At 30.2% G+C, this 25,379-nt stretch carries 20 protein-coding genes and 1 pseudogene; 8 read left to right on the forward strand and 13 right to left on the reverse strand.

Translation table 11 applies throughout. From position 1 onward, the window contains the following. Positions 1-1,004: 1,004 nt before the first annotated feature. On the reverse strand, positions 1,005-3,446 hold the full coding sequence (locus ACSHW5_RS09490) for a TonB-dependent receptor domain-containing protein (RefSeq protein WP_435675888.1): 2,442 nt from the start codon (positions 3,444-3,446) through the stop codon (positions 1,005-1,007). Between the two features lie 95 nt (positions 3,447-3,541). On the opposite strand from ACSHW5_RS09490, the gene ACSHW5_RS09495 reads away from it, so the two are divergent. Further along, entirely contained in the window at positions 3,542-3,904 is a 363-nt protein-coding gene (locus tag ACSHW5_RS09495; RefSeq protein ID WP_435675889.1) for a CoA-binding protein, read from the forward strand. A 164-nt stretch (positions 3,905-4,068) separates the two neighbouring features. On the opposite strand, the gene ACSHW5_RS09500 is transcribed toward ACSHW5_RS09495, so the two are convergent. The 6 genes from ACSHW5_RS09500 to pyrR are packed head-to-tail and all read right to left on the reverse strand — an operon-like array spanning position 4,069 to position 7,959. After that, on the reverse strand, positions 4,069-4,839 hold the full coding sequence (locus ACSHW5_RS09500; protein WP_435675890.1) for a response regulator transcription factor: 771 nt from the start codon (positions 4,837-4,839) through the stop codon (positions 4,069-4,071). 23 nt (positions 4,840-4,862) lie between these two features. Continuing rightward, positions 4,863-5,780, reverse strand: a complete 918-nt coding sequence (locus ACSHW5_RS09505) for a ribonuclease Z (RefSeq protein WP_435675891.1) — start codon at positions 5,778-5,780, stop codon at positions 4,863-4,865. Continuing rightward, entirely contained in the window at positions 5,777-6,097 is a 321-nt protein-coding gene (locus ACSHW5_RS09510; RefSeq protein WP_435675892.1) for a T9SS type A sorting domain-containing protein, read from the reverse strand. Before ACSHW5_RS09510 ends, ACSHW5_RS09505 begins: the two co-directional genes overlap by 4 nt. A 10-nt stretch (positions 6,098-6,107) precedes the next feature. Further along, positions 6,108-6,440: a hypothetical protein gene (locus ACSHW5_RS09515; protein WP_435675893.1), complete on the reverse strand. Its 333-nt coding sequence runs from the start codon at positions 6,438-6,440 to the stop codon at positions 6,108-6,110. 48 nt (positions 6,441-6,488) lie between these two features. Then, positions 6,489-7,418 carry an aspartate carbamoyltransferase catalytic subunit gene (locus ACSHW5_RS09520; RefSeq protein ID WP_435675894.1) on the reverse strand — a complete coding sequence of 310 codons (930 nt, stop codon included), beginning with the start codon at positions 7,416-7,418 and terminating at the stop codon, positions 6,489-6,491. A 1-nt stretch (position 7,419) separates the two neighbouring features. After that, the gene (gene pyrR, locus ACSHW5_RS09525; protein ID WP_435675895.1) at positions 7,420-7,959 is read right to left on the reverse strand and encodes a bifunctional pyr operon transcriptional regulator/uracil phosphoribosyltransferase PyrR; all 540 of its coding nucleotides are present in this window, start codon (positions 7,957-7,959) and stop codon (positions 7,420-7,422) included. 398 nt (positions 7,960-8,357) lie between these two features. On the opposite strand from pyrR, the gene ACSHW5_RS09530 reads away from it, so the two are divergent. After that, the gene (locus tag ACSHW5_RS09530) at positions 8,358-9,728 is read left to right on the forward strand and encodes a tetratricopeptide repeat protein (protein WP_435675896.1); all 1,371 of its coding nucleotides are present in this window, start codon (positions 8,358-8,360) and stop codon (positions 9,726-9,728) included. Positions 9,729-9,760: 32 nt separating this feature from the next. Here the strand turns inward: ACSHW5_RS09530 and ACSHW5_RS09535 are convergent, their stop codons facing one another. Next, positions 9,761-10,759 (reverse strand): hypothetical protein, encoded by a 999-nt coding sequence (locus ACSHW5_RS09535; RefSeq protein WP_435675897.1) that lies wholly within the window; start codon positions 10,757-10,759, stop codon positions 9,761-9,763. A gap of 151 nt (positions 10,760-10,910) precedes the next feature. On the opposite strand from ACSHW5_RS09535, the gene ACSHW5_RS09540 reads away from it, so the two are divergent. From ACSHW5_RS09540 to ACSHW5_RS09555, 4 genes are all read left to right on the forward strand, one after another. Further along, complete coding sequence (locus ACSHW5_RS09540; RefSeq protein ID WP_435675898.1) at positions 10,911-11,765, forward strand: PPK2 family polyphosphate kinase; 855 nt, start codon at positions 10,911-10,913, stop codon at positions 11,763-11,765. 65 nt (positions 11,766-11,830) lie between these two features. Further along, positions 11,831-12,658 carry an exonuclease domain-containing protein gene (locus ACSHW5_RS09545; protein WP_435675899.1) on the forward strand — a complete coding sequence of 276 codons (828 nt, stop codon included), beginning with the start codon at positions 11,831-11,833 and terminating at the stop codon, positions 12,656-12,658. Positions 12,659-12,851: 193 nt separating this feature from the next. Further along, complete coding sequence (locus ACSHW5_RS09550; protein WP_435675900.1) at positions 12,852-13,337, forward strand: ABC transporter ATPase; 486 nt, start codon at positions 12,852-12,854, stop codon at positions 13,335-13,337. A 181-nt stretch (positions 13,338-13,518) separates the two neighbouring features. After that, positions 13,519-16,437 (forward strand): glycoside hydrolase family 3 N-terminal domain-containing protein, encoded by a 2,919-nt coding sequence (locus ACSHW5_RS09555; protein ID WP_435675901.1) that lies wholly within the window; start codon positions 13,519-13,521, stop codon positions 16,435-16,437. 191 nt (positions 16,438-16,628) lie between these two features. Here the strand turns inward: ACSHW5_RS09555 and ACSHW5_RS09560 are convergent, their stop codons facing one another. Genes ACSHW5_RS09560 through ACSHW5_RS09570 form a run of 3 tightly spaced genes read right to left on the reverse strand, consistent with a single transcriptional unit; the run spans position 16,629 to position 19,263 of the window. Continuing rightward, entirely contained in the window at positions 16,629-17,681 is a 1,053-nt protein-coding gene (locus ACSHW5_RS09560) for a lysophospholipid acyltransferase family protein (protein ID WP_435675902.1), read from the reverse strand. 6 nt (positions 17,682-17,687) lie between these two features. Then, entirely contained in the window at positions 17,688-18,638 is a 951-nt protein-coding gene (locus ACSHW5_RS09565) for a bile acid:sodium symporter family protein (RefSeq protein WP_435675903.1), read from the reverse strand. Beyond that, the gene (locus tag ACSHW5_RS09570) at positions 18,622-19,263 is read right to left on the reverse strand and encodes a DUF4159 domain-containing protein (RefSeq protein WP_435675904.1); all 642 of its coding nucleotides are present in this window, start codon (positions 19,261-19,263) and stop codon (positions 18,622-18,624) included. The genes ACSHW5_RS09565 and ACSHW5_RS09570 overlap by 17 nt, the downstream gene beginning before the upstream one ends. A gap of 181 nt (positions 19,264-19,444) precedes the next feature. On the opposite strand from ACSHW5_RS09570, the pseudogene ACSHW5_RS09575 reads away from it, so the two are divergent. Together ACSHW5_RS09575 and ACSHW5_RS09580 are read left to right on the forward strand one after the other, a co-directional pair. Further along, positions 19,445-21,826: pseudogene (locus tag ACSHW5_RS09575) on the forward strand (penicillin acylase family protein). A 64-nt stretch (positions 21,827-21,890) separates the two neighbouring features. After that, positions 21,891-23,216 (forward strand): M28 family peptidase, encoded by a 1,326-nt coding sequence (locus ACSHW5_RS09580; protein ID WP_435675905.1) that lies wholly within the window; start codon positions 21,891-21,893, stop codon positions 23,214-23,216. A gap of 3 nt (positions 23,217-23,219) precedes the next feature. On the opposite strand, the gene ACSHW5_RS09585 is transcribed toward ACSHW5_RS09580, so the two are convergent. Then, positions 23,220-24,101: a carbohydrate kinase family protein gene (locus ACSHW5_RS09585; RefSeq protein WP_435675906.1), complete on the reverse strand. Its 882-nt coding sequence runs from the start codon at positions 24,099-24,101 to the stop codon at positions 23,220-23,222. Positions 24,102-24,104: 3 nt separating this feature from the next. Beyond that, the gene (locus tag ACSHW5_RS09590; protein WP_435675907.1) at positions 24,105-25,379 is read right to left on the reverse strand and encodes a glycosyltransferase; all 1,275 of its coding nucleotides are present in this window, start codon (positions 25,377-25,379) and stop codon (positions 24,105-24,107) included.

The following is a 25,379-nucleotide window of genomic DNA, read 5'->3' on the forward strand; positions in this document are numbered from 1 at the left end:
CAAACGCTAAATGTCACACTGAGCTTGTCGAAGTGCAAGTAAAAAGGTCTTCGACAGGCTCAGACTGACAATCGTTTAGTAAATTGTTTTTTGAAATAAAGATCAAAATTAGTTTAAATGTAAAATATTACCAAAATAAAACCTGAAGGCAATTCAAACGCTAAATGTCACACTGAGCTTGTCGAAGTGCAAGTAAAAAGGTCTTCGACAGGCTCAGACTGACAATCGTTTGGTAAAATGTTCTTTGGAATGAGTATCAAAAAAAAAGTAAACTTAATACTCAAATATTACCAAATTAACACCTAAATGCAATTCAAACGCCTAATGTCACACTGAGCTTGTCGAAGTGCTAACAAAATGGTCTTCGACAAGCTCAGACTGACAATCGTTTGGTAAATTGTTTTTTGAAATAAAGATCAAAATTAGTTTAAAAGTAAAAATATTACCAAAATAAAACCTAATCACAATTCAAGCGCTAAATGTCACACTGAGCTTGTCGAAGTGCAAGTAAAAAGGTCTTCGACAAGCTCAGACTGACATCCGTTAGGTAAAGTGTTCGTTGGAATGAGCATCAAAAAAAAGTAAATTTAAAACTAAAATATTACCAAAATAAAACCTAATCACAATTCAAACGCTAAATGTCACACTGAGCTTGTCGAAGTGCAAGCAAAATGATCTTCGACAGGCTCAGACTGACATCTGTTTGGTAAATTGTTTTTTGAAATGAGATAAAAAAAATTAAAAGTAAAATATTACCAAGGTAAATCCTAAATGCAATTCAAACTCTAAATGTCACACTGAGCTTGTTGAAGTGTAATTAAAATAGTCTTCGAAAAGCTCTTACTGACAATCGTTAGGTAAATTGTTTTTTCAAATGAGGATAAAAAAAATAAAGAGTAAAAATCTAATTTTAGCTAAAAATCCAAATATTATAAAAAGAAAAACCTCAAACTTGCAAAGCAAAATTCAAGGTTTTAATCAACTAATTATAATTTAAAATAGAATTAAAAACCACCACTATTTTGCTTGGTATTATCATCTCTTTGTCTTCTACTTTTTGCTTTATTTTTACCACTTCCAAAGCGGTAATTAAATCCAAGATAAGCCGTTTGACTTTCCCAATTAAATTTTCCGTTTTGCACAAAAGGACTCGAAGAATTAAAAGCAAATTTCATTCCTTTAAAAATATCATTCACCCTAAAATTAATAGTACCTTTTCCTTTTAACACATCTAAACTTGCCCCTGTATTTACCATCCACATATTTTCTACCTTCCATTGAATGTCTTCTGATGGCCCTCTATACATTGCAAACAATTGAAATCTTAAATTTTTCGATGCTTTAAAACTATTGCTAATTCTTGCATTAAAAACTTCATTGGTTACTTCTATTCTTGGTGCATTTTGACTTACAATTCCTAATTGTTTTTGCGAATAAAAATCTGTGCTTGCGTTTATTCTCCACCAATTATTTACCTTATAATTTGCAGACAACTCTAATCCGTAAGAACTAGTGTCATCAAAATTAGTAAAAGAAAGAATTTGTTTTACCTCCGGATCTAAAGGGTCTGCATAGGTTACACGAGAAATATTATCATTAATTTTTCTATAGAATGAACCAAAAGTTAATGAGCCGTTTTTAATTTGTCTGGTGTAATTTACTTCGAAAGAATTAGTGAATTGAGGATTTAAATCTGGATTACCCACAGAAGTAATTAATGGCGTACTCCATTCTCTAATTGGGTTTAATTGCCCAATACTTGGTCTGTCTACTCTTCTACTATAACTTAATTGAAATTGATTTTTATTTGATGCAGCATAGGTGAAAAATACTGAAGGATATAAGCTGTTAATTTTATCAATTATTTTTTCTGAAGCAAATTCTTCTTTAAAAGTACCTTCTATTTCATATTGTTCAAAACGTGTACCTAATTGCATGGTTAGTTTTCCAAATTTATGTCCGTAGTTTATATATCCAGAGTATATTTTTCTATCATAATCAAAAGAAGAATTCCCTACTCTTTCATAACCTGTTATAGTTCTATTAACATCTCTTATCTCTCGTTCTTGGTCTGTAAGATTTGTATTTGCAGTAGAATTAGTTCTATATTCTAATCCTAGTTCTAATTTACCATCTTTAGAAATTGGGTTTGTATAATCAATATTAATTAAAGAATTGTTTCTATCATTTTCAATATCATTAGTGTAGTTATAAATTTTATAGTCCGCATCATTAGCATTCTTTAAAATATCTGTATTCTGTGCATCTTCAGGTGAATCTGTGTTAGAATATGTAGCTTCAAACTCTAAATTATGTCCTTCTTTTTCGAAATCAATTTTATAATTGACATTATACGTATTAGACTTATTTTCTTGTAATTGTTGGTTATTTGCATTACTTATTAAAACATTATTGGCTGTATTTACAAGTGTTCTTCCACTTCCACCACCATTAAACCAGTTTTTAGTGGTGTAAAAAGAAAGGGTGTTTTTATCGTTTAAATAAATATCTGCACCAATTTTTACTAAATGAGATTGATTGTCATTTACAAATTGAAAATCTTGATTGTTTTGCCCTGGTCTATCTACAAAACCTTTGTTAAAATTTTCTCCACCATTATAACCATAGTTTCCAAAGAAATTAATTTTTCCGGTTTTGTAATTCATGTTTGTTGATGCATTATAACGCACATAATGACCTGCCGTTATTCCTGTATCAACAGAACCATTAAACCCCATATTAGCATTCTTATTTAAAATAATATTGATAATACCACTCATTCCTTCTGGATTGTATTTTGCAGATGGATTTGTGATTAATTCGATACTTTTTATAGAAGTAGAAGGTATTTGTTTTAACAATTGGGCCGCAGATATATTGGTTGGTTTTCCATCTACTAAAACACGCACATTATCATTTCCTCGTAAACTAATAGCACCAGATTGGCTATCTACACTCACAGATTGTACATTATTTAAAAGTTCTGATGCTGTTGTACCAGCAGCGGTTAAATCTTTACCAACATTTATAACTTTTCTATCTACTTTTTGTACAACTGTAGATGTTTCTGCTCGTACAACTACCTCATCTAACGTTGCATTATCTTCTTCTAAAGCAATAGTTCCTAAGTTTAACTCTTTATTTTTATTGGTGATACTAATTTTTTTTGAATAGAGTTTAAATCCAATATATTGCACCTCAACCAAGCTTTTTCCCTTTGGAATGTCCTTTATTTCGAACAATCCATTTTCATCAGTTATACCGCCGGTAAGTATTTTTTTAGCAAAGTCTCTTATCACAATATTTACATAAGGTAAAACTTCTTTGGTGCTTTTATCTATTACTTTGCCCTTAATAACTCCAGGTTTGGGCAATTTGTCTTTAGCCATTTGCGAAAAAGTATTTGCAGATACAATTAAGAAGGCAAGTAGTATTATTTTTTTCATTTTGGTTGATTTATTTCATCTTTGAACACTAACAAGACGCAACTATTTATATATTTGTTACTGTTATTAACTTTGTTTAACGTATTTTTAACATTATGAAAAATGTAACTTTAGTTATTGGTGCATCAACAAACCCTAATAAATATTCTAACATAGCTATTAAAAGGTTGATAGATAAAGATTTGAAAATTGTTGCCTTAGGCTCTAGAAAAGGAAGTGTTTTTGGGGTGTCTATTGATGACCAAAAAAAGGATTACAAAAACATAGATACGGTAACTTTGTATTTAAATCCTAAAAGACAAGTAGAATATTACGACTATATTATTGGCTTAAAACCTAGAAGGGTTATTTTTAATCCTGGAGCAGAAAATATAGAATTTTTTAAACTTTTAAAGGAAAATAATATTGAAGCTGAAGATGCCTGTACCTTGGTTATGCTTAGTACAAATGAATTTTAAAGAGTAAGTAAATTGAATTAGCCTAAATAACTTTCCTTTTTCAAAATATTGTATATTCTAACAAACGCTTTGTGGCTTATCAGAAAAAACCAATCCAATTTACTTAACGCAAATATACTTTGCGCATAAGTAAACGACAATACTCATATTGAGTATTTGTAATTTTAAATTAATTTTGGGTTGTTTTTGAAATAACTTATTAGCTCAAACGTAGAGTTTAAATCTAACTTTTTTAGAATATTTCTTCTATGTGTATCTACTGTGTGTTTGCTAATATTTAGTTTGACTGCAATTTCTTTACTTGTATTACTTACTAGCAGTAATCTAATAACATCTGTTTCTCTATTACTAATTACATGTAATAAATTTTTACTAGATATATTTCTATAGAAAAGCGTTTCATACTCATTTTGGTCATTTAAGTATTTTGCACAAGCACAAATATCCATATGTAAATCGCAATCTAAAACAGTGTAATGTGCCAAACCAATAATAGGTTTATTCTCTTTATCAAATTGTAATGGAGTTGTATTCTGAATAATAGTAACGTAATTCCCTTTGGCATTTTTAATTCTATAATTCCAAGTATAACTCATTTTTTTACGTTGCTCATCACTGAGTTCATTCATTGTAAAAGTCATCAGATCATTTAAACAACTTATCCAAGGTTTTATATCTTTCGGGTGAAAAAGGGACCAAAAATAATCCATTCCGCCGTCCATCATGTTTTCTTTTGACAAGCCCGTACATGCCGAAAAATTTTTACTAATGTATTCGAAATTTTGATGAACCGTATTGGTTATACAAAAGAAAGTGGTGTTATATGGATAATAAAAATCGAGTTCAATAAGCTTTTTAATATGTTTTTTAATCTCTACCTTGGGGTAAGAATTAAAAATCTCATTATACTTTAAATTTATATTTACCTTTTCCAAATAAACCTTTTTTTATATTATAATTAAACACTAAACACTTTTCCCGGTTCTGCCAATTCTGTATTTTCAAAGATTTCTTGTGCTTCTTTTTTAAACAACGAAAGATCTTTATATCTTCCAGAATAATGCCCAATAACAAGTTGTTTTACCACTGAATCTTTTGCAATTTTAGCAGCTTGTTTGGCAGTAGTATGTTTGGTTTTAATAGCCAAATCTTCTCTATCTTCTAAAAAAGTTGCTTCATGATATAGCAAATCTACATTTTTAATGATTGGTATAATATCTGGTTTATAACTAGTATCACTACAAAAAGCAAAACTTAAAGGTTTAGCTGGCGCCGTTGTTAATTCTGAATTTTGTACAATTTCACCAGAAGATAAAACAACATCTTTACCCGCTTTTATATTTAAATAATCTGCTCTACCAATTTCTGGATATCCGCTAATATTTAGCATGTTCAATTTTCTTGGTTTTTCTTTTTCAACAAATAAATAACCATTTGTGTACACTCTATGGTGTAACGGAATGGTACTTACAGAAACCTTGTCATCTTCAAAAATGAGTTCACTTTTTTTTGATGATAACTCATGAAAAATCATCTTATATTTTGCATGAGACTGAGATATTTTTAATTGTAATAAAGTAACGTCTTTAATACCTTTTGGCCCATAAATATGCAACTCTTTGTCTCTACTTAAAATGCCATAAGTAGAAAGTAAACCCACCAAACCATAAAAATGATCGCCATGTAAATGAGAAATAAAAATATGGTCTATTTTAGTAAAACCTACCTTGTATTTTCGCATTTGACGTTGCGTACCTTCTCCACAGTCTATTAAAAAATGACTGTTATTAATCTCTAAATATTGTGCTGTTGGAAACGCGTTTACCCTTGGTGTTGCAGAATGACACCCTAAAATAGTTAACTTAATACTGCTCATCTAATAACCAGTCTTTTAGAAGTTATTTTTTGATTACTTTGAATTGAATAGATGTACAACCCAGAAAGTAAATCTCCTTTAAAAAAAGGAAGTATATTCTTACCTTTTGTAGCTTTTATACTTTTGCTAAAAACTGTTTTTCCCAGTACATTTTTAACACTAAATTGAATATCTTGATTGCTAGTTGATTTAAACTGAATATTAGTATAACTAATAAAAGGATTTGGCACAGCAGACAAAGCATCTATGGTTTTTATTTGTGAAAAACCAATACATGAAATTGTAAAAAACAACATAAAAAGTATTTTTTTTACCATATTTTCCTTTTTAAAAGCCCAATTCTCTCTCCATAGCTTCCATTTCTAAAACATCTTCTGCCTCTTGTAATGTAGGAACAATTGTTAATGTTTCTGGAAAATCATCTACATCTAATAGAGTTTGTATTAGTACAAATGATGTTGCAAGTTCCTTTTTTTTATTTGATAAATTCAAAAACAACAACACATCTTCTTTCGTATAACTCATATTATCAGATATTTGTAAAACAACATGTACCAATTCATATTCCTTTTCAATTTTTAAAAAAGAATTGTAAAAATCTTTAAATACGTTTTCATCCGAAGAAATGAGAAAATAATTTTCTTTTTTTTCTACTATCATTTTTCTTTAATTTGCTTTTGCACAAATTACAATTTAAATATAAGAAATTTATCTTTTAACTTGCTGTGCTAATAAATAAATTACAGCCATTCTTACTGCAACGCCATTTTCTACCTGATTTAAAATAATTGAATCATCAGAATCTGCAACATCACTTGTAATTTCTACACCTCTATTAATAGGTCCGGGATGCATAATAACAATTTTCTTGCCAAGATTGTCTAAAATTTCTTTATTGATACCAAAAAGCTGTGTGTATTCTCTGGTAGATGGAAAATACTTTATGTCCATTCTTTCATGTTGCACACGTAAAACATTGGCAACATCGCACCATTCTAAAGCTTTTTTTAGATTGGTTTCTACTTCTACTCCTAAACTAGAAATGTATTTTGGTATTAATGTTGTTGGACCGCAAACTTTTACTGTTGCACCCTGCAATTGCAATGCAAAAATGTTAGACAATGCAACTCTAGAGTGTAAAATATCACCAACAATAACAATTTTTTTTCCTTTTACGTTTCCTAATTTCTCTCGTATAGAATATGAATCTAATAAAGCTTGTGTAGGATGCTCATGTGTTCCATCTCCTGCATTTATAATTTTAGCATTAACATGATTCGATAAAAAAACACCAGCGCCAACATTAGGGTGCCTCATTACTACAATATCTACTTTCATAGATAAAATATTGTTTACCGTATCTATTAAAGTCTCTCCCTTTTTTACTGAAGATTGACTTGCAGAAAAGTTAATAACATCAGCAGATAATCTTTTTTCTGCCAATTCGAAACTTAATTTTGTTCTTGTACTATTTTCAAAAAACAAATTGGCAATGGTAATATCTCTTAATGAAGGTACTTTTTTTATGGGTCTGTTTATTACTTCCTTAAAATGATCTGCAGTTTTAAAAATAACATCAATATCATTTGGAGTAAGGTATTTTATTCCCAATAAATGTTCTACACTTAATTTTTGCATTTTATTTACTTTCTAGATATACTGCGTCTTTATTATGCGTTTCATTCCAGGTTACTAAAACCTTTTCTTTATTTATAGCATCTACTTGCCTACCTCTATAATTAGGTTGTATAGGTAAATGCCTACTAAAACGCCTATCAATTAAAACTAAAAGTTCTATTTGTTTGGGTCTTCCGTAAGATTGTATTGCTGTTAAGGCCGCTCTAATACTTCTACCAGAAAACAATACATCATCTATAATTACAACTCTTTTATCTTCAATTAAAAAATTAATCTCTGAGGTAGCTGCAGCTAACGGAGTTTCTTTTCTTCTAAAATCATCTCTATAAAAAGTGATGTCTAACAAGCCCAGCTCTAAATCTTTAATGTTGTATTTATTTTTTAGTAAAGCGGCTAATCTATTGGCCAAAAAGATACCTCTAGGTTGTAAACCTATTAAAACAGTATTTGAAAAATCGTTATGGTTTTCGATTAACTGACACGCCAATCTATGCAGAATGATTTCAATATCTTTAGAGTTAAGTAAAGTTTTTTTGCTCATAAGAACGCTATCAAATTAGCTTGATAATAATTGAAAATCAAAATTAGGGTAAATAAATGTATGTGCAAAATTAATTAAGGTTCGAATTGCTTAAATTTTTATTATCTTTAATATAAATAACCATTTTAAGTAATTAGCCATTGGTCTAAAACTGAAATATTCAATAAAAAACAGTTAATTCTGTGGCATTTTTTTTTATATTTATAAAATGATACGTTCACATATAATCACTAAAAAATAAAAAACAGGGTGTAAAAGTAACTGTTTTAATTTTGTCATACGCCTAACTAAACACGAATGAAAAGTTGTTAATTAAATTGTTGAAAACAATTACGTCAAAAGATAATGTGGCCTAAGTCTTGCAGTACCTTTATTTTAATAATTCAAATCTCTTAGCTATGTCTCTATTAAAATTTGAATCCATGCTTAAAACCAACAGTATTTATTTCTTTGATTTGTTAGAATTTGAAGAAATAATTATCCATTATTTGGATGTTGGCAAGCATTCTCTTGCAAAAAAAGCAGTAAAATTAGGGTTACAACAACACCCAGAATCTGTAGATTTAAAATTACTACAAGTAGAAATCTATATTTTTGAAAATGAAATAGATAAAGCCACATCATTATTAAAAAAAATTGAAATAATTGAGCCAAATAATGATGAAGTTTACATACAAAAAGCAACAATTAATTCTAAAAAAGGAAACCACCAAGAAGCTATTGATAACTTTAAAAAAGCTTTAACTTTTACAGATGATAAAGCAGATATTTGGTCTTTATTAGGCATGGAATTCTTGTATTTAGACGATTATGAAAACGCACGTTTTAACTTTGAAAAGTGTTTACAAGAAGATATTGAAGACTATGCAGCTCTTTATAATTTAATGTATTGCTTTGATATGGACAAAGAACATGAGTTGGCAATACGTTATTTAAATGAATATATTGATAAAAACCCGTATTGTGAAATTGCATGGCATCAATTAGGAAGGCAATATTTTATTTTAAAAATGTTTACAGAAGCCTTAACTTCTTTTGATTATTCTGTTTTAATTGATGAATCTTTTATTGGTGGTTATTTAGAAAAAGCAAAGACTTTAGAAGCATTAGAACGCTACCAAGAGGCTATAGACAATTATTTAATTACATTAGAATTAGATGATCCAACTGCATTTGCTTACGTAAGAATTGGCGAATGTTACCAAAATCTAGAAAAAAACGAAGCAGCAATTTCTTATTACAAAAAAGCAGTACATGAAGATCCGTTGTTAGAAAGAGCCTGGATGTTGCTAACCAATTTATTTTTTGAAGAAGAAAATTACCAAAAAGCAGCTTATTTTATTTCTAAAGCATTAAAAATTGATGATGAAAATATTTTTTATTGGAGAAAATATTCTGAAATAAATTTAAAACTTAACTTTTTTGAAGAAGCAATAGAGGGTTTTCAAAAATGTCTTGCTCTAAATGATGATGGTCTTGAAATTTATGTTGGTTTAGCAGATGTTTTAACCTTTTTAGGTGAATTTACAGAAGCGCTTGACGTGCTAGAACTAGCCAAGGAAACTTATACTGATTTTCCTGAAATTAATTACAGACTTACTGGTTTGTACACGCTGCTGAACAAAAATAAACTTGCCAAAGTGCATTTTATCAAAGGACTAGAAGTAGACTACGAGTTTCATTTTATTTTAAAAGAATTGTTTCCTACTGCATTTGAAAATAAAAAAATTCAAAAATTATTATTCGCATTTAAGAAAGCAACACAGTAGTTTTAAGCAACTTACATTCTTTACAAGAGTTATTAATTACAATAACGTTGCGCTTCTAGGTAATTCCTTTTTACCCAAATTGGCGCAAGTCCCGCAGGTCTATTTCTTGTAATATCATTTATTAAGGCATTTTTTTCGAAATCATTACAGCTTTTACTATTTGGTATTTGATGATGGTATAAATCATAAAGTTGTTTATCATACTCAAATATTTCTCTACAATAATAAATTCTTAATGCATGTACATAATTATCTATAACTTCACTTCTTACCTTTCTAATATCTTGAAAAGTAGCCCAAGCATCATCAATTGGCAATTGTAAACTTTCCCACTCATCTAAACCTACTAATAAATAAGACACCAATTTGGTTGTTTTGTCTACAACTTCACTTAAAACAGGTATTTTACCTAAATAACTAAATTTATCACTTACACCTGACAAATAGTTATTCCAAGATTCATCAAATTCTAAAGTACCAACTTGTGAATAATGATCTACAGTCTTGGTACAAAAGTTAACGCGTGTATTTTTATCAAAAGCTTCCATTTCTTTTACTAATTCTGTATATTTTACAGCTGCTTTAGAAATGTTTCCTTGTAACGTGTAAATTAGTTTTCTATAATCATCACACTCTTTATTTGTTTCAATTATTTTGTCTGGTGTATACGGTTTTAAGCAATCATAAAAAGCAATTGAATTTCCTTTTATAACAAAATTAAAAGTACTATTTCTCCAATCTGGCGTTCTATCATCTTGCCATCTATATTTTGTAAGTCCTTTATAAGAATTATTTGCCGTTTTATTAAACGTATAAACAAGTTCATTATCTTTAAAATGATAGCTGCGTTTAGAGGGTCTTACTTTTGTTGTAAAACCTTCAAATTTATTTGGTCCCACCTGTTTAAAAGTATAAATACCTCCATCTTTACATTTATAAACACCAACAAAATCTTTGGGTTTTACTTCTTGTGAGAAACTAGCAATAGGTATTAAAAAAAATGTCAGAAAAACAAAAAGTAGATACCTCATAATACGTAGCTTAAAGTTAGTAGATAGCTAATTTATTAAAAAAAAGGCGCATCAACAAAACATTTAAGACGTAATTAATTAAAAAACAACAAGTTACAACCAGTAAAAATGACTGTATTTTTTTTATCTTTATACTTTAAACAAAAAGTAGATGAATATAGAAGAGTATAAAATTAACAAGGTAATTTCATTAAAAGATTACCCCACAAAAGTAGTACTGAAAGGTGCTGAAAAAAAATTAAAAAAACTGCGAAAAAAAATAAGCAAGCTACAAGATGCCATGTATGCAGAAGGCAAATATAGTGTACTAATTTGTTTACAAGGTATGGACACTTCTGGCAAAGACAGCTTAATTAGAGAGGTTTTTAAAGATGTAAATGCAAGAGGTGTTGAAGTACATAGTTTTAAAGTTCCAACAGAATTAGAATTAAAACATGATTTTTTATGGCGCCATTATATTGCCTTACCAGCAAAAGGTAAAATGGGTGTTTTTAACAGAACTCATTATGAAAACGTGTTGGTAACAAGAGTGCATCCTTCGTATGTTTTTGGTGAAAATATTCCTTCAGTAAAAAGTTTAGACGATATAAACGATGCTTTTTTTCACAACAGAATGGACAGAATTAACCATTTTGAGAAACATTTAGCAGATAACGGAACCATTATTTTAAAATTCTTTTTAAACTTGTCTAAGGATGAGCAAAAAAATAGATTGTTACGCAGGTTAAACATTCCAGAAAAAAACTGGAAATTTTCTGCTGGCGATTTAAAAGAACGTACATTGTGGGATAAATATATGTTTTGCTATGAAGATTTATTAAATAGAACCTCTAAAGAAAATGCACCTTGGTTTGTGATTCCTGCGGATGACAAACCGTCTGTACGTTTTATTTTAGCAGAAATACTACTAAAAGAATTAGAAAAATATAATTTTACAGAACCTACTTTACCCAAAAGAGTGCTAGACCAAATAGATGTTTTTAAAGAACAATTAAATAAAGAATAAACTATAAAATATCAAGGTTGAAATTAAAATATTAAACCTTGATTATAAACCTTAAATTTTAAATTTTGAAGCTTAAACTTAGTAAACCAATCGTGTTTTTCGATTTAGAAACCACAGGCGTAAATATTGCCACAGATAAAATAGTAGAAATTGCTATCTTAAAAGTGTTTCCAAACGGAAATAAAGAAAGTAAAACCTGGCTAGTAAATCCGGAAATTAAAATTCCGCAAGAATCTATAGATATACATGGAATTACAAACGAAAAAGTAGCCTCAGAACCAACTTTTAAAGAATTAGCTCCAAAAATAAATGAAATGATTGCCGATTCTGATTTGGCAGGGTTTAACTCTAACCGTTTTGATATTCCGTTATTGGCAGAAGAATTAATGCGCGCAGGAATTGACTTTAACATGAAAAATAGAAAAGCAATTGATGTACAAGTTATTTTTCACAAAAAAGAACAAAGAACATTAAGCGCCGGTTATCAATTTTATTGCGGTAAAGAATTAGAAGGCGCTCATGGCGCTGAGGCTGACACCAATGCAACCTATGAAATTTTACTAGCTCAATTAGATAAATATGAAGATATAGAAAACTCTGTAGATGCGCTTAGCGAGTATTCTTCTCACGGAAAACGTGCAGATTTTGCTGGTTTTATTTTGATGAATGATGAAAATCAAGAAATTTTTTCTTTCGGAAAACACAAAGGTAGAACGGTAGAAGAAGTGTTAAAAGAAAATCCTGGTTATAATAACTGGATTCAGAATGCAGATTTTCCGTTGTATACTAAAAAGGTATTAAGAGAAATTAAAGAAAGAATGTCAGCGCCCAAAAACACCATGACCGACGCAGAAAAATTACAAGCATTACAACAGAAATTTAATTTAAGATAACGGCACAACCTTATTTTACTTTTAGAGATTGCACACTTCACTAAAAACACAAAGCTGTTAGGTTTTAAAAACCTGACAGCTCTGCAATTTAAATTATTAAAATCTATTATATTTAACAATAATTTAGACTAAAAAAATATAAATTTCCTGTAATTTAGATGCTGAAAATAAAGCATACAAATACATCACAAAAATGTTTACAGAATATAAAAATTTACCTAACAATTCTCGTGTTTGGATTTACCAATCCGATAGAGAATTTACCAATATAGAAATGGAATCTGTTGCTGCAAAAGCAGAAGATTTTATCAATCAATGGACGCGTCATGGAGATGATTTAAAAGGTTCTTTTACCATAAAATACAATCAATTTTTAGTACTTGCAGTAGATGAAAGTTTTAACAATGTTTCTGGTTGTTCTATAGATAGTTCTGTTCGTTTTGTACAACAACTAGAAAACGAATTACAGCTAGATTTAATGAACAAAATGAATGTTACTTTTAAAGATAATGACCATATTAATTTGGTAAAATTATCAGATTTTCAGAAATTTGCGAAGGAGAAAAAAATTACTTCAGAAACCATTGTTTTTAATAATATGGTTGCTACAAAACAAGACTTTGAAAATAATTGGGAAGTTCCGGCAAAACAAAGTTGGCACAAACGTTTTTTGGTATAAAATTTGACATTAAATTTTAGCAATAAGCCAACAAACAAGCTGCGTTAAGGATTGAAATGGCATCCTTTTTAGTTCTTTGTTTGCGTAATAACGACTTTTTGGAGTGATTATGTAAACAAAGAACTAAAAAGATATAATGGAAAGCCTGTTAAAACGCCCAAAAGCATATTCAAAAAATAACATGAAAAATAAACTATTACTCTTATTTTTTGCCGGATTTATGCTAAATATTTCTGCGCAAAATATAGATCCTTTAAGAACTATAGATGCTGAAGCCCAAACTGTTTGGGTAGATACTATTATAAACAATTTGACTTTGGATGAGAAAATTGGTCAGTTATTTATGGTACAAGCATATTCTAACAAGGATAAAAATCATGCAGAACATATTACCGAAATGATTAAAAAATATCATGTTGGTAATTTGATTTTTATGCAAGGAACACCTGAAAAACAAGCAGCATTAACCAACAAGTACCAAGCGGCTTCAAAAACGCCTTTATTAATTGGTTTTGATGGTGAATGGGGTTTAGACATGCGTTTAAAAAACACGTATAGATTTCCTTGGAACATGACTTTGGGCGCTATACAAAATGATTCTTTAATAAAAGAGTTTGGAGAACATTTAGGCCAACATTGTAAACGTTTAGGCATTCATATAAATTTTGCACCGGTTGTAGATATTAACACAAATCCTGAAAATCCTATTATCGGAAATCGTTCTTTTGGCGAAAGCAAAGAAAATGTGACTAAAAAAGCCATTGCTTTTACACAAGGTATGCAAAGCAAAGGAGTTTTAGCAAATGCAAAACATTTTCCGGGTCATGGAGATACTGCAACGGATTCTCATCATACATTACCTGTGTTAAATTTTGATTTATCGCGTTTAGACTCCATAGAATTATATCCTTATAAAAGAATATTTGATGCCGGAATTGCAAGTGTAATGACGGCGCATTTAAGTATTCCTAGTTTAGAGTCTAACCCAGCTTTACCAACATCTTTATCTAACAATGTTGTTACTACTTTATTACAAGAAAAGCTAGGCTTTTTAGGGTTGGTAATTACCGATGGTTTAAACATGAAAGGTGCTGCAAATTATGCATCTTCTGCAGAAATAAATTTGGCAGCCATACAAGCCGGAAATGATATTTTGTTAATTCCGAATGAAATTCCTGAAACAATTAACTTAATTAAAAAAGCGATTGAATTAAACACCTTAACAGAAGAACGAATTGATGTTTCTGTTAGAAAAATTTTAAAAGCTAAATATTGGGCAGGTTTAAATGCTTATAAACCTATTGATTTAATAAATTTAAACCAAGATTTAAACACTGTAAATGATGAGTTATTACACAGAAAATTGGTGAAAAAATCATTAACTGTTGTTAAAAACTCTGAATACGATATTCCTATTAGCAATTTAGAAAGCAGAAAAATTGCTTATGTAAAACTTGGTGATGATACTGGTGATTTTTTTTTAAAAATGTTAAAAAATTACACCAAAATTACACCTGTTTCTGATGTAAATTTAGACGGATTAATTACAAAATTAAGACCATACAATTTGGTAGTTATTGGTTTCCATAAATCGAATTCTAATCCTTGGAAAAGCTATAAATTTACTAATAAAGAACTAGTTTGGCTGCAAGAAATTGCAAGAGAAAAGAAAGTAATATTAGATATTTTTGCAAGTCCATATAGTTTGCTGAAATTAAAATCATTTACCAATATAGAAGGTTTAATAGTGTCTTATCAAAACAGTACATTGGCACAAGAACTCTCTGCACAGCTTATTTTTGGCGCTTTTGGTGCAAACGGAAAACTACCTGTTTCTATAGGAAATGAATTTGCAGCAGGACATGGAATGGTTTCTGCAAATTTAAGTAGGTTTGAGTATTCTATACCCGAAGACGTAAAACTTTCATCAAAAACATTAGCGTTCATAGACAAAACAGCAGACACTATTTTAAAGGATAAAATGGCACCAGGTTTTCAAGTATTGGTTGCTAGAAAGGGAAAAGTTGTTTTTCAAAAAAGTTATGGATATCACACAGGAAAAAAACTAAGAAAAGTTCAAAATTCTGATGTGTATGACTTGGCCTCTTTAACCAAAATTTTGGCTTCATTACCCGTAATTATGAAAGCAGAAGAAGATAAAAAACTATCTTTAAGTTCAAATCTTAGCGATCTGTTGCCTAATTTTATTCATTCTAATAAAGAAAAAGTAACCGTTAAAGAAATTCTATCTCATTACGGTAGATTAAAAGCTTGGATTCCTTTTTACAGAGATACGCAAGATAGTGTTACTCATAAAAATTTATCTACTTGGTACAGCAAAAAAAAGTCGAACGCATTTCAATTACAAGTTGCTAAAAACTTGTACATCAAAAAAGACTACACAGACAGTATTTATAAGCATATAAAAGATGCAGACCAAAGAGAAAGGTTGGGATATAAATATAGCGATTTAGGCTACTATTTATTTAAAGAAGCTTTAGAAAAAGAATACCACAAACCTTTAGACAAATTAGTAGATGAAGAATTTTATCAATCTTTAGGAGCAGACAGAACTACTTATTTACCATTAAAAAAAATACCTAAAAGCCAAATTGTACCCACAGAAATAGATGATTATTACCGAAACCAATTGGTACATGGTTATGTGCATGATATGGGCGCGGCAATGTTGGGCGGCGTTGGTGGCCACGCAGGTTTATTTGCCAATGCAAACGACGTTGGTAAAATTATGCAAATGTATTTACAAAAAGGGTATTATGGTGGCAAACGTTATTTAAAACCAGCCACAATAGCAAAATTTAACCATCGTTATTATTCTAATAAAAAAGTTAGAAGAGGTTTAGGATTTGATAAACCTCAACTAAATCCTAAAATAAAAGCCACTTGTGGTTGTGTTTCTAACCAAAGTTTCGGGCATTCTGGTTTTACAGGAACGTATACTTGGGCAGATCCTGAGAGCGAAATTGTGTATGTGTTTTTATCAAACAGAGTGTATCCACATGCAAATAATAGAGGTTTGATACGCAGTAATGTACGAACAAAAATTCAACAAATTATTCAAGATGCCATTATAGAATAGTAACTTTTTCTGGCTTAGAATTTATCTTGAACAAAGTGGAAGCCCAACTCTTTATTTATTAATTTTAAAGCAAAACAAACAGTACTTTTTACAGGAATTTTATTATTTCTAATAACTATTGAAATTAGTTTGGCATAAAAAGGATGCCGTTTCAATCTTTGCTCAACTTTGTTTTTGGCTTTTGCTATGCTTTAACTTGCACTTGTATTTGTTACAGCAAATTTGCTATACATACCAATTAAAAACAAAGAAACAATTAGATAAACACTTCCTACTCTCCATCCGCAAAAACAACTTAAAACCCACGCTTGAAAAATGTAAAAGACGCAGAAACTTACTGTACTAATTCCAAATCTAAAAGTATCTACAAATTCAATTTCATCAATTTTTTTAGAGGCAATTTTCCAAATTAAATAAGGAAAAATACTATTTAAAAGAATCATTTTATACAATGGCGTTAAGTAGTTTTTTTTTGGTGTTTGCTTTTTTGGTATACTTTCAGAGGCAATCATTTTGTTTACGAAATCAACATTTGTAAAATCTACTTGTGCTTCATTTAATTTAAGTAAAGTAGTTGCATACTGCTCATTATCTTTAATATGAACACTTAGCTTTTTTAATTGAAAACTTACTTCATTCTTTAATTTAACAACAGAAATCACTGGTTGTTTAGTATTATAAAACTCATTTACGGAAATTGGTTTCCCAAAATTTACCGCCACTTTTGTAGGATAAAAAGAAGCATTCTGATAGGTTAAACCTACAGGAATTACTTTTATTTCTAATTCTGGATATTTCTCTAAAGCACCAAAAACAATTCTTGTAAATCCTTTACTAATTGGTCTTATGGTTCTATTTACATGATGACTTCCCTCTGGGAAAATAAGCAAGGTTTTACCATTTTTAAAAATTTGAAAACACTTTTCAAAAATCTGTTGGTTTTTTCCTATTTTTCTAACACCATCTCTAATTCTATAAATTGGCATTAAATTTAATGTTGATAAAAACTTTTTTACGATTGGTTTTTTAAAAACGGCAGCTCTTACTAAATAATGATTTTCTCTAGGACAAACTGTAGTTACAATTAAAGGGTCAATCAATCCATTTGGGTGATTTGCAGCAAATAAAATTGCACCTTTTTTTGGTATATGTTCTCTACCCGTAACTTTTATTCTTTTCGAATAAAAAAACAAACCAGTTTTAACTATAATTTTAAAAAAATGATACCAAAGTTTTTTCAACATACAATTTTATTCTTTTAATTGTTGCATAAGAGTTTCATCTTGTATTGGCTTTCTTCCCCAATAAGTTGCCAATAGCAAGCCAGAAAACACGTCCCAAATTCCCCAAAAAGCTGCCAACAAAGCCATGCCTCCTAAACCTTCAAAAAAGCCAAAAATTAATAACAATCCTAAACCACCATTCTGAATTCCTGTTTCCATAGAAATAGTTGTAGTATCTCTCTTGTTTAATCCAAAACTTTTAGCCGTATAAAAACCAAGAACATAGGCAAAAATATTATGAAAAATCACCAAGAAAATCACATGATGAATATGATTTACAAAAACATCTAAATTTTGTGAAAAAGCAATAAATATGAGTGCAATAAAAACCAACATAGACAACGGTTTTAAAACTTTTTCAATTTTTTGAGCCATTTCTGAATGGTAATAATTAATCAACATGCCAAAGAATAACGGAATTCCTAAAATTAAAGAAACCAATTTAAATAAATCAAACGGATTTAAAGAAACCGTTTTTAAAATTTGATTTGTGGGTTCATATAAACTTCCCCAAAATTGCAAATTAAAGGGCGTCATTACAATACAAATTAACGTTGCAAAAGCGGTTAAACTTACAGATAAAGCGGCATTACCGCCTGCCATCTTACTAAAAAAATTCGAAACATTTCCACCAGGACAAGCAGCAATCATCATCATTCCTAAAGCAAAACTAGGATGTGGATTTAAAATTAAAATGGCTATAAAAGTTGCGGCTGGTAATAAAATAAATTGCGATAAAACACCCACAAAAACAATTTTAGGATTTTTAAATAATCGTTTAAAATCATCTACAGAAATAGCCAAAGCTACCCCAAACATAATGATAGCAATTGCAATATTTAAGACCCAAAGGCCACTTTCATCAAAGTTAATTTTAATATCATCTATGTTAATTTCTGTATTAGTTTTTAAAAGCATATTCTATTATATTTGCGCCCATTTGTAAAGCCTTTTCCCGCACATTTTTTGGGTTATTGTGTATAATTTCATCTTCCCATCCATCACTTAAATCGGTTTCATAATCGTAAAAAACAACCAATCTTCCTTCATAAAAAACACCAAAACCTTGTGCAGGTTTATTATCATGTTCATGAATTTTTGGCATTCCTTCAGAAAACTTAAAACTCTGATGATATATTGGGTGTTCAGAAGGTATTTCTTGAAACGCTAAATTAGGAAACACTTTTTTAAGTTCTCTTCTTATAAATTTATCCAAACCATAATTGTCTGATATGTGTAAAAATCCACCAGAAATTAAATAATTTTTTAAGTTTTGAGCATCATCATCAGAAAATAAAATATTTCCATGACCGGTTAAAAATAACATTGGAAAATTAAAAATATCTTCACTATTTACAGCTACTGCCTGCGGATTTTCATTAATTGCAGTTTTACAATATTTATTCGTAAATGCTATCAAGTTAGGCACTGCAGTTGGGTTTGCATACCAATCTCCACCTCCACTATATTTTAAAATGGCCACCTCTTGGGCGTTTACAATAAAAAAAAAACTACTAAAAAAAAGAAATAAAATGTGCTTCATACTTTTTATTTGAAAGAAATACAAGCAATATAACAAATAGAAATGAATGTTGGTGGGTTTTAAAACTTCAACTTAAAATATTATTTCAGAAACCACTATAACTGTATATTTTACAGAAATTATGGTATTTTTACAAGTATAAAATTATAGATACTTTTAGCCTTCACCAACCACTTATTTTATGAAAATTCTAAAAAAATTCATTAAAGTTTTTACCGTTATTCTATTATTATTTGTAGTATTTGTTTGGTTTTTTGCTAAATCTTATCAACCGAAATATACAGGAAACTTACCCCTTGAAAATCTTACAGAAGAAGTTACCGTACATTTTGATGAAATTGGCGTGCCTCATATTACTGCTAAAAACAAAAATGATGCTTTTACCGCATTAGGTTACGTACATGCACAAGATAGATTATGGCAAATGGAACTGATTAGAAGAATTGCTGCAGGAAGATTGTCTGAAATTTTTGGTAAAAAATTGATCTCAACAGATAAATTATTTTCTGGTTTGGGCATTGAAGAAGCTTCTGAACAAACCATTAAAAACCTAGATACAAATTCCGAACCGTATCAATTAGCAATAGCCTATTTAGCGGGAATTAATGACTATATAGAAAATGGTAAAACGCCAATTGAGTTCTCTTTAATTGGGATAGAAAAAGAAAAATATACACTAAAAGACATGTACAATGTTTTTGGTTATATGGCTTTTAGCTTTGCTATTGCTCATAAAACAGATCCTTTATTAAATGAAATAAAAGAAAAATTAGGCGAAACCTATTTTAAAGAATTGGTAAGTGCAGAAACTAAAAATTTAACATTGATTAAAAATGAAAAAAATGCCGAAATTAAAGCAGTTTTCTCTGAAGCTATGCATACAATTTATGAAGTTTTACCAATTTCGCCTTTTATAGGTAGTAATTCTTGGGTGCTTGGCGCTGATAAAACTAAAAATGGAAAAGTAATTTTTTCTAATGATCCTCATATTGGTTTTTCACAACCTTCTGTATGGTATCAAGCCCATATAAAAACGCCAAATTACGAAATGTATGGCTTTCATTTGGCATTAACTCCGTTTCCTTTGCTTGGTCATAATAGCCATTATGCTTATGGTTTAACCATGTTCGAAAATGATGATGTCGATTTTTATGTGGAAGAAAACAACCCAGAAAATCCGTTAGAATATAAAACAGAAAATGGTTTTTTACCATACAATTTGATTGAAAAAAAATTAAAAATTAAAGATGAAAAAGACTCTATTTACACGATTAAAGTAAGTAGACATGGTCCTTTAATGAATGGTATTATCAATAATTTAAACCACAACAAACCTATTGCAATGCAATGGATTTATACAAAGTTAAACAATCAAATTCTTGATGTAGCCTATGAAATTTCTCATGCAACAAACTTATCAGAATTTAAAAATGGAGCAAGTAAGTTGCACGCACCAGGTTTAAATATGATGTATGGTGATGCAAAAAATAATATTGCGTGGTTTGCCTCTGGAAAATTATATAAATACAGAGATTCTTTATATACAAAAACATTTTTAAATGGTAGTTCTGGCAACGATGAAATAGTAGATTTTATTGACTTTGAAGAAAATCCTCAGGCCATTAATCCTAGGAGTAATTATGTATATTCTGCGAATAATCAGCCAGATTCTAATACAGAAAAGTTATATCCTGGTTATTATTTAAATGAAGATAGAGCAAAAAGAATTGTAAATTTAAATGCCCCAAAAAATGATTGGACAAAAGAAGATGTCGCAAAAATGATTTTAGATGTTACCTCTCCTTCTGCTCCTAAAATTGCCGCAAACTTGATTCACTCCATCAATACTACAGGTTATACAGCAAGTGAGAAAAAAGCAATTTATCAGTTAAAAAATTGGAAAGGTAATTTTGAAAAAAAGGAAGTTGGAACTGTTATTTATAATCGTTTTGTGTATGAATTTCAGTAAAACACATTTAAAGATGAATTGGGAAAAGGCTTTGATAAATTTGCAAATACTCCTTTAATAGAAAAAGTTTTACCAGTACAAGCAGCTAGGAAAAGCTCTATTTGGTGGGATAATATTTCAACAAAAAATAAAATTGAAACCAAAGAAGATATTGTTACCATTTCATTTAAAAAGGCGTTTTCTTTTTTAGAATATCAATTGGGAGAAAATGTAGACAATTGGACTTGGAATAGGGTTATTTCTGTGGAATACAATCATGCCATAGGAGAAGTAGCCTTACTCAGAAAATTCTTTAATGTTGGTCCTTTTATTACAAATGGTGGTGACCAAGTAATTAATAATCAAATTTATAATATAGATTCAACCGGAGTTTACAAAGTAAAAGCCGGGCCATCAACCCGAAGAATTGTAGATTTTTCTGATGTAGAAAATAGCTTGGCAATTTTACCAACGGGTCAATCCGGACGCGTATTAAGCAAGCATTATAAAGACCAAGCTCAAAAATACTTGCATGGCGAATTTGTAAAAATGAAAATAGATTCGGCAGAAATATCATTGAGTAAAAATGTTTTGATTTTGAAACCAAAAAACTAAAAACAATGTAACAAAGAATTTCTGTTCTTTTTAAAAAGACAGTATCTTTAAAAAAACATGTATAATGAAAAAAATCACACTTTTACTTTTGTTAATAAACTTCTCATTTTCAGCACAAACAGATGCTAAAATTTATACCATTATAAATGCAATTTCTTCAGACAGCATTCAAAAAAATGTAAAAACATTGACCGAGTTTGGCACAAGAAATACATTTTCAGATACCATATCTACTACACGAGGAATTGGTGCTGCTAGGCGTTGGATAAAATCTAAATTTGATGAAATTTCTAACCATTGTAACAACTGCATAAGCACCTTTTATCAAAAGGATTTTGTAACAAAAAAAGGCAACAAAAGAGTACCTCATGATGCTTGGGTAGTGAATGTTATTGCAATTCAGAAAGGCACAAAATACCCTAATAAGTATATTATTATGAGTGGAGATATTGATTCTCGTGCAAGTGATACGATGGATTTTACCACAGATGCTCCGGGTGCTAATGACAACGCTTCTGGAATGGCTGGCACCATAGAAGCTGCAAGAGTATTAAGCAACTATAAATTTGAAAGTAGTATAATTTATGTGGGTCTTTCTGGTGAAGAACAAGGGTTATTTGGGGGCGCAGGCTTAGCCAAATATGCAAAAGAGAATAACTGGGATATTATTGGGGTTTTAAACAACGATATGATTGGCAATATACAAGGTGTAGATGGTGTCATTGACAATAGAAGTTTTAGAATTTTCTCTGAACCTGTACCAGCAAATGAAACAGAAAATCAACGTAAACTACGTAGATTTTATGGCGGAGAAGTTGATGGTATTTCTAGGCAATTGGCAAGATACATTCATAAAATCACAAAAACATATATGCCAGAAATGAATCCGATGATGATTTATAGACTGGATAGATTTGGACGAGGAGGCCATCACAGACCTTTTAACGATTTAGGATTTGCCGGAATAAGAATTATGGAAGCTCATGAAAATTACACACAACAACATCAAGATATTAGATTCGAAAACGGAATAAAATACGGTGATACTTTTGAGCATGTAAATTTTGAATATGCAAAAAAACTAACAGCAGTAAACGCAATTACAATGGCAGGTTTAGCTTCTGCGCCACCAAGCCCAAAAGAGGTTGCTATTGGAGGCATTGTTGAAGCATCTGCTAAATTAAAATGGAACAAAGTAGAGGGTGCAAAAGGGTATAAAATTTATTGGAGAGATACCACTTCACCTACTTGGGATTACGCTAGATATACAGAAAACACCGAATTTACATTAGACGGAATTGTCATTGATAACTTCTTTTTTGGAGTTGCTTCTGTTGGAAAAAACGGTCATGAAAGCGTGGTTGTTTTTCCTAATAAAATTAGGAGATAATGTTTACAAACAACTAAACTCTACAATTTCATTTTCTGTAATTTCTGGATTCGCTCCTTCATTTTTAGCGACTAACGCACCAACAGCACACGCAAAATCAATAGCTTTTTGCGGTTTTTCTCCGTTAATTAGTTTACTAATTAAAGAGGCTAAAAAAGAATCTCCAGAACCAACAGTATCGGCAACTTTAATTTTATAACCACTATTGTAAAACAACGCATTATTATAAAACAAAACAGCACCATGTTCGCCTTTGGTAACACAAATATGTGCTGTTTTTGTTTTTTGAGCTATAAAATGTATGTTTTGCTCTAAGTTATGAAAGGGAGAACCTAAAAAAGCACTAATCTCATACAATTCATCATCATTAAATTTAATAAAATTTGCTTTCTGCATCAAGGCAATTAAAACCTCTTTTGTATAAAAAGGAGCTCTTAAATTTACATCAAAAATAGCATATTTGGCAACGTCTAAAAGTTGAAATAACGTTTCTTTAGAAACTTCATCTCTTGTTATTAAACTACCAAAAACAAAAGCATCAGCTTGTTTTACCAATGCAGATGACGCTTCCGTAAATGGAATTTTATCCCAAGCCTTTGGGTGTACAATTTCATAGGTTGCGGCTCCTTTTTCATTTAAGGTTACAGTAACTTCTCCTGTATTATAATCCTCTAAAATAGCTACAGCTTTCGCATTTATATTTAAACCATTTATATTTTCTAGAATAGGTTTTGCTAAATCATCATTACCAACAGCACTAATCATGGACACTTCATTGCCCAAAGATTTTAAACGAATAGCAACATTTAAAGGAGCTCCTCCTATTTTTTTATGCGTAGGAAAAACATCCCACAAGACTTCACCAAAACATACAATTTTAGACATATTTTAAAAGATATTAGATTCCATTGTTTGCTGATTAATAGAACTATTGAAAACAGTTAACATTCTTTTTGCAATCCCTGTCCAACCAAAATTACGGCGTGCAAAACGTGCACCTTCTACAGACATTTCGTTTCTTAAATTAGGATATAACAATGGCATTGCCATCATTGCACCAAATTCTTTAGGTCTGTGTGGGTCTGCAAATAGCGCTTGATTACCAAAATCTATTAAATCACATAAACCACCATGAACCGTTATTACACTTGGCGTTCCGCAAGCCATTGCTTCAATTGCCACCATGCCAAAAGGTTCATACCTAGAAGGCATTACAAAAATACTTGCAGATCTATACACATTTGCCAAATCTTCGTCAGCAATATAATTTTTCCACATTATTTTATCTATAACACCTAGTTCTGTAGCTAGTTCTTTTAATTTTTCAATGCCATCTCTATCTTGTTGAGAATCTCCACCAATGGCAGCTATTAATCTTGCTTCAGGACACAGTTCAAAAACGGTAGGTAATGCATGTAATAATAAATCATAGCCTTTATTATGCGCCATTCTTCCCAATGCCAAAATATCCGTTGGCTTGATATCGTATTTTAATCTAATTTTATCATTTTCTTTTGAAGGAACAGGATAAAATCTATTTTCATCAATTCCTGGAGGAATCATACTACAGTTTCTTGCCAATACATCATACTGTTGTACTAATAAATCTACTTGTGGAAGTGTAGTTGCAATGACGTAATTACACATCTGGTACACAAAATATTCTTTTCTAATTCTTTCTTTAAATCGATATGTTTTTTCCATTTCTTTCTCGTCCATATCACTTCCCATAGTATGCTGTTTCCAATATCCTAAAGAATGCGGCGTATGCACATGACAAACACCTAACTCTTCTGCTATTTTTTGACCTGCCCAACCTGCATCCCAATAATGAGAATACACAACATCGTATTTTTTATTTGCTTTTTTGATGGCCGCCAACGTATTGGTTACAAATTTTTTAAGATGATCATGCATGTCTTCTTTTCTAATGAATTTTTTTCCTCCGAAAGGAATTCTCCATACACTAAAATTATCATCAACTACGTCATACTCTGGTTGCTCTTCAAACTGCCGTGTTACCAGATCTACACGTTTTCCTAATCTACTAAATCTATCTGCTAATTCTAATACATATACTACTTGACCTCCTGTATCTGGTTTTCCTAATTCAGCATTTGCTCCAACATATCCATGTAAAGAGATCATTAATATTGATTTCAT

This window comes from Polaribacter sp., from assembly GCF_051251875.1.
Classification (GTDB): Bacteria; Bacteroidota; Bacteroidia; order Flavobacteriales; family Flavobacteriaceae; genus Polaribacter.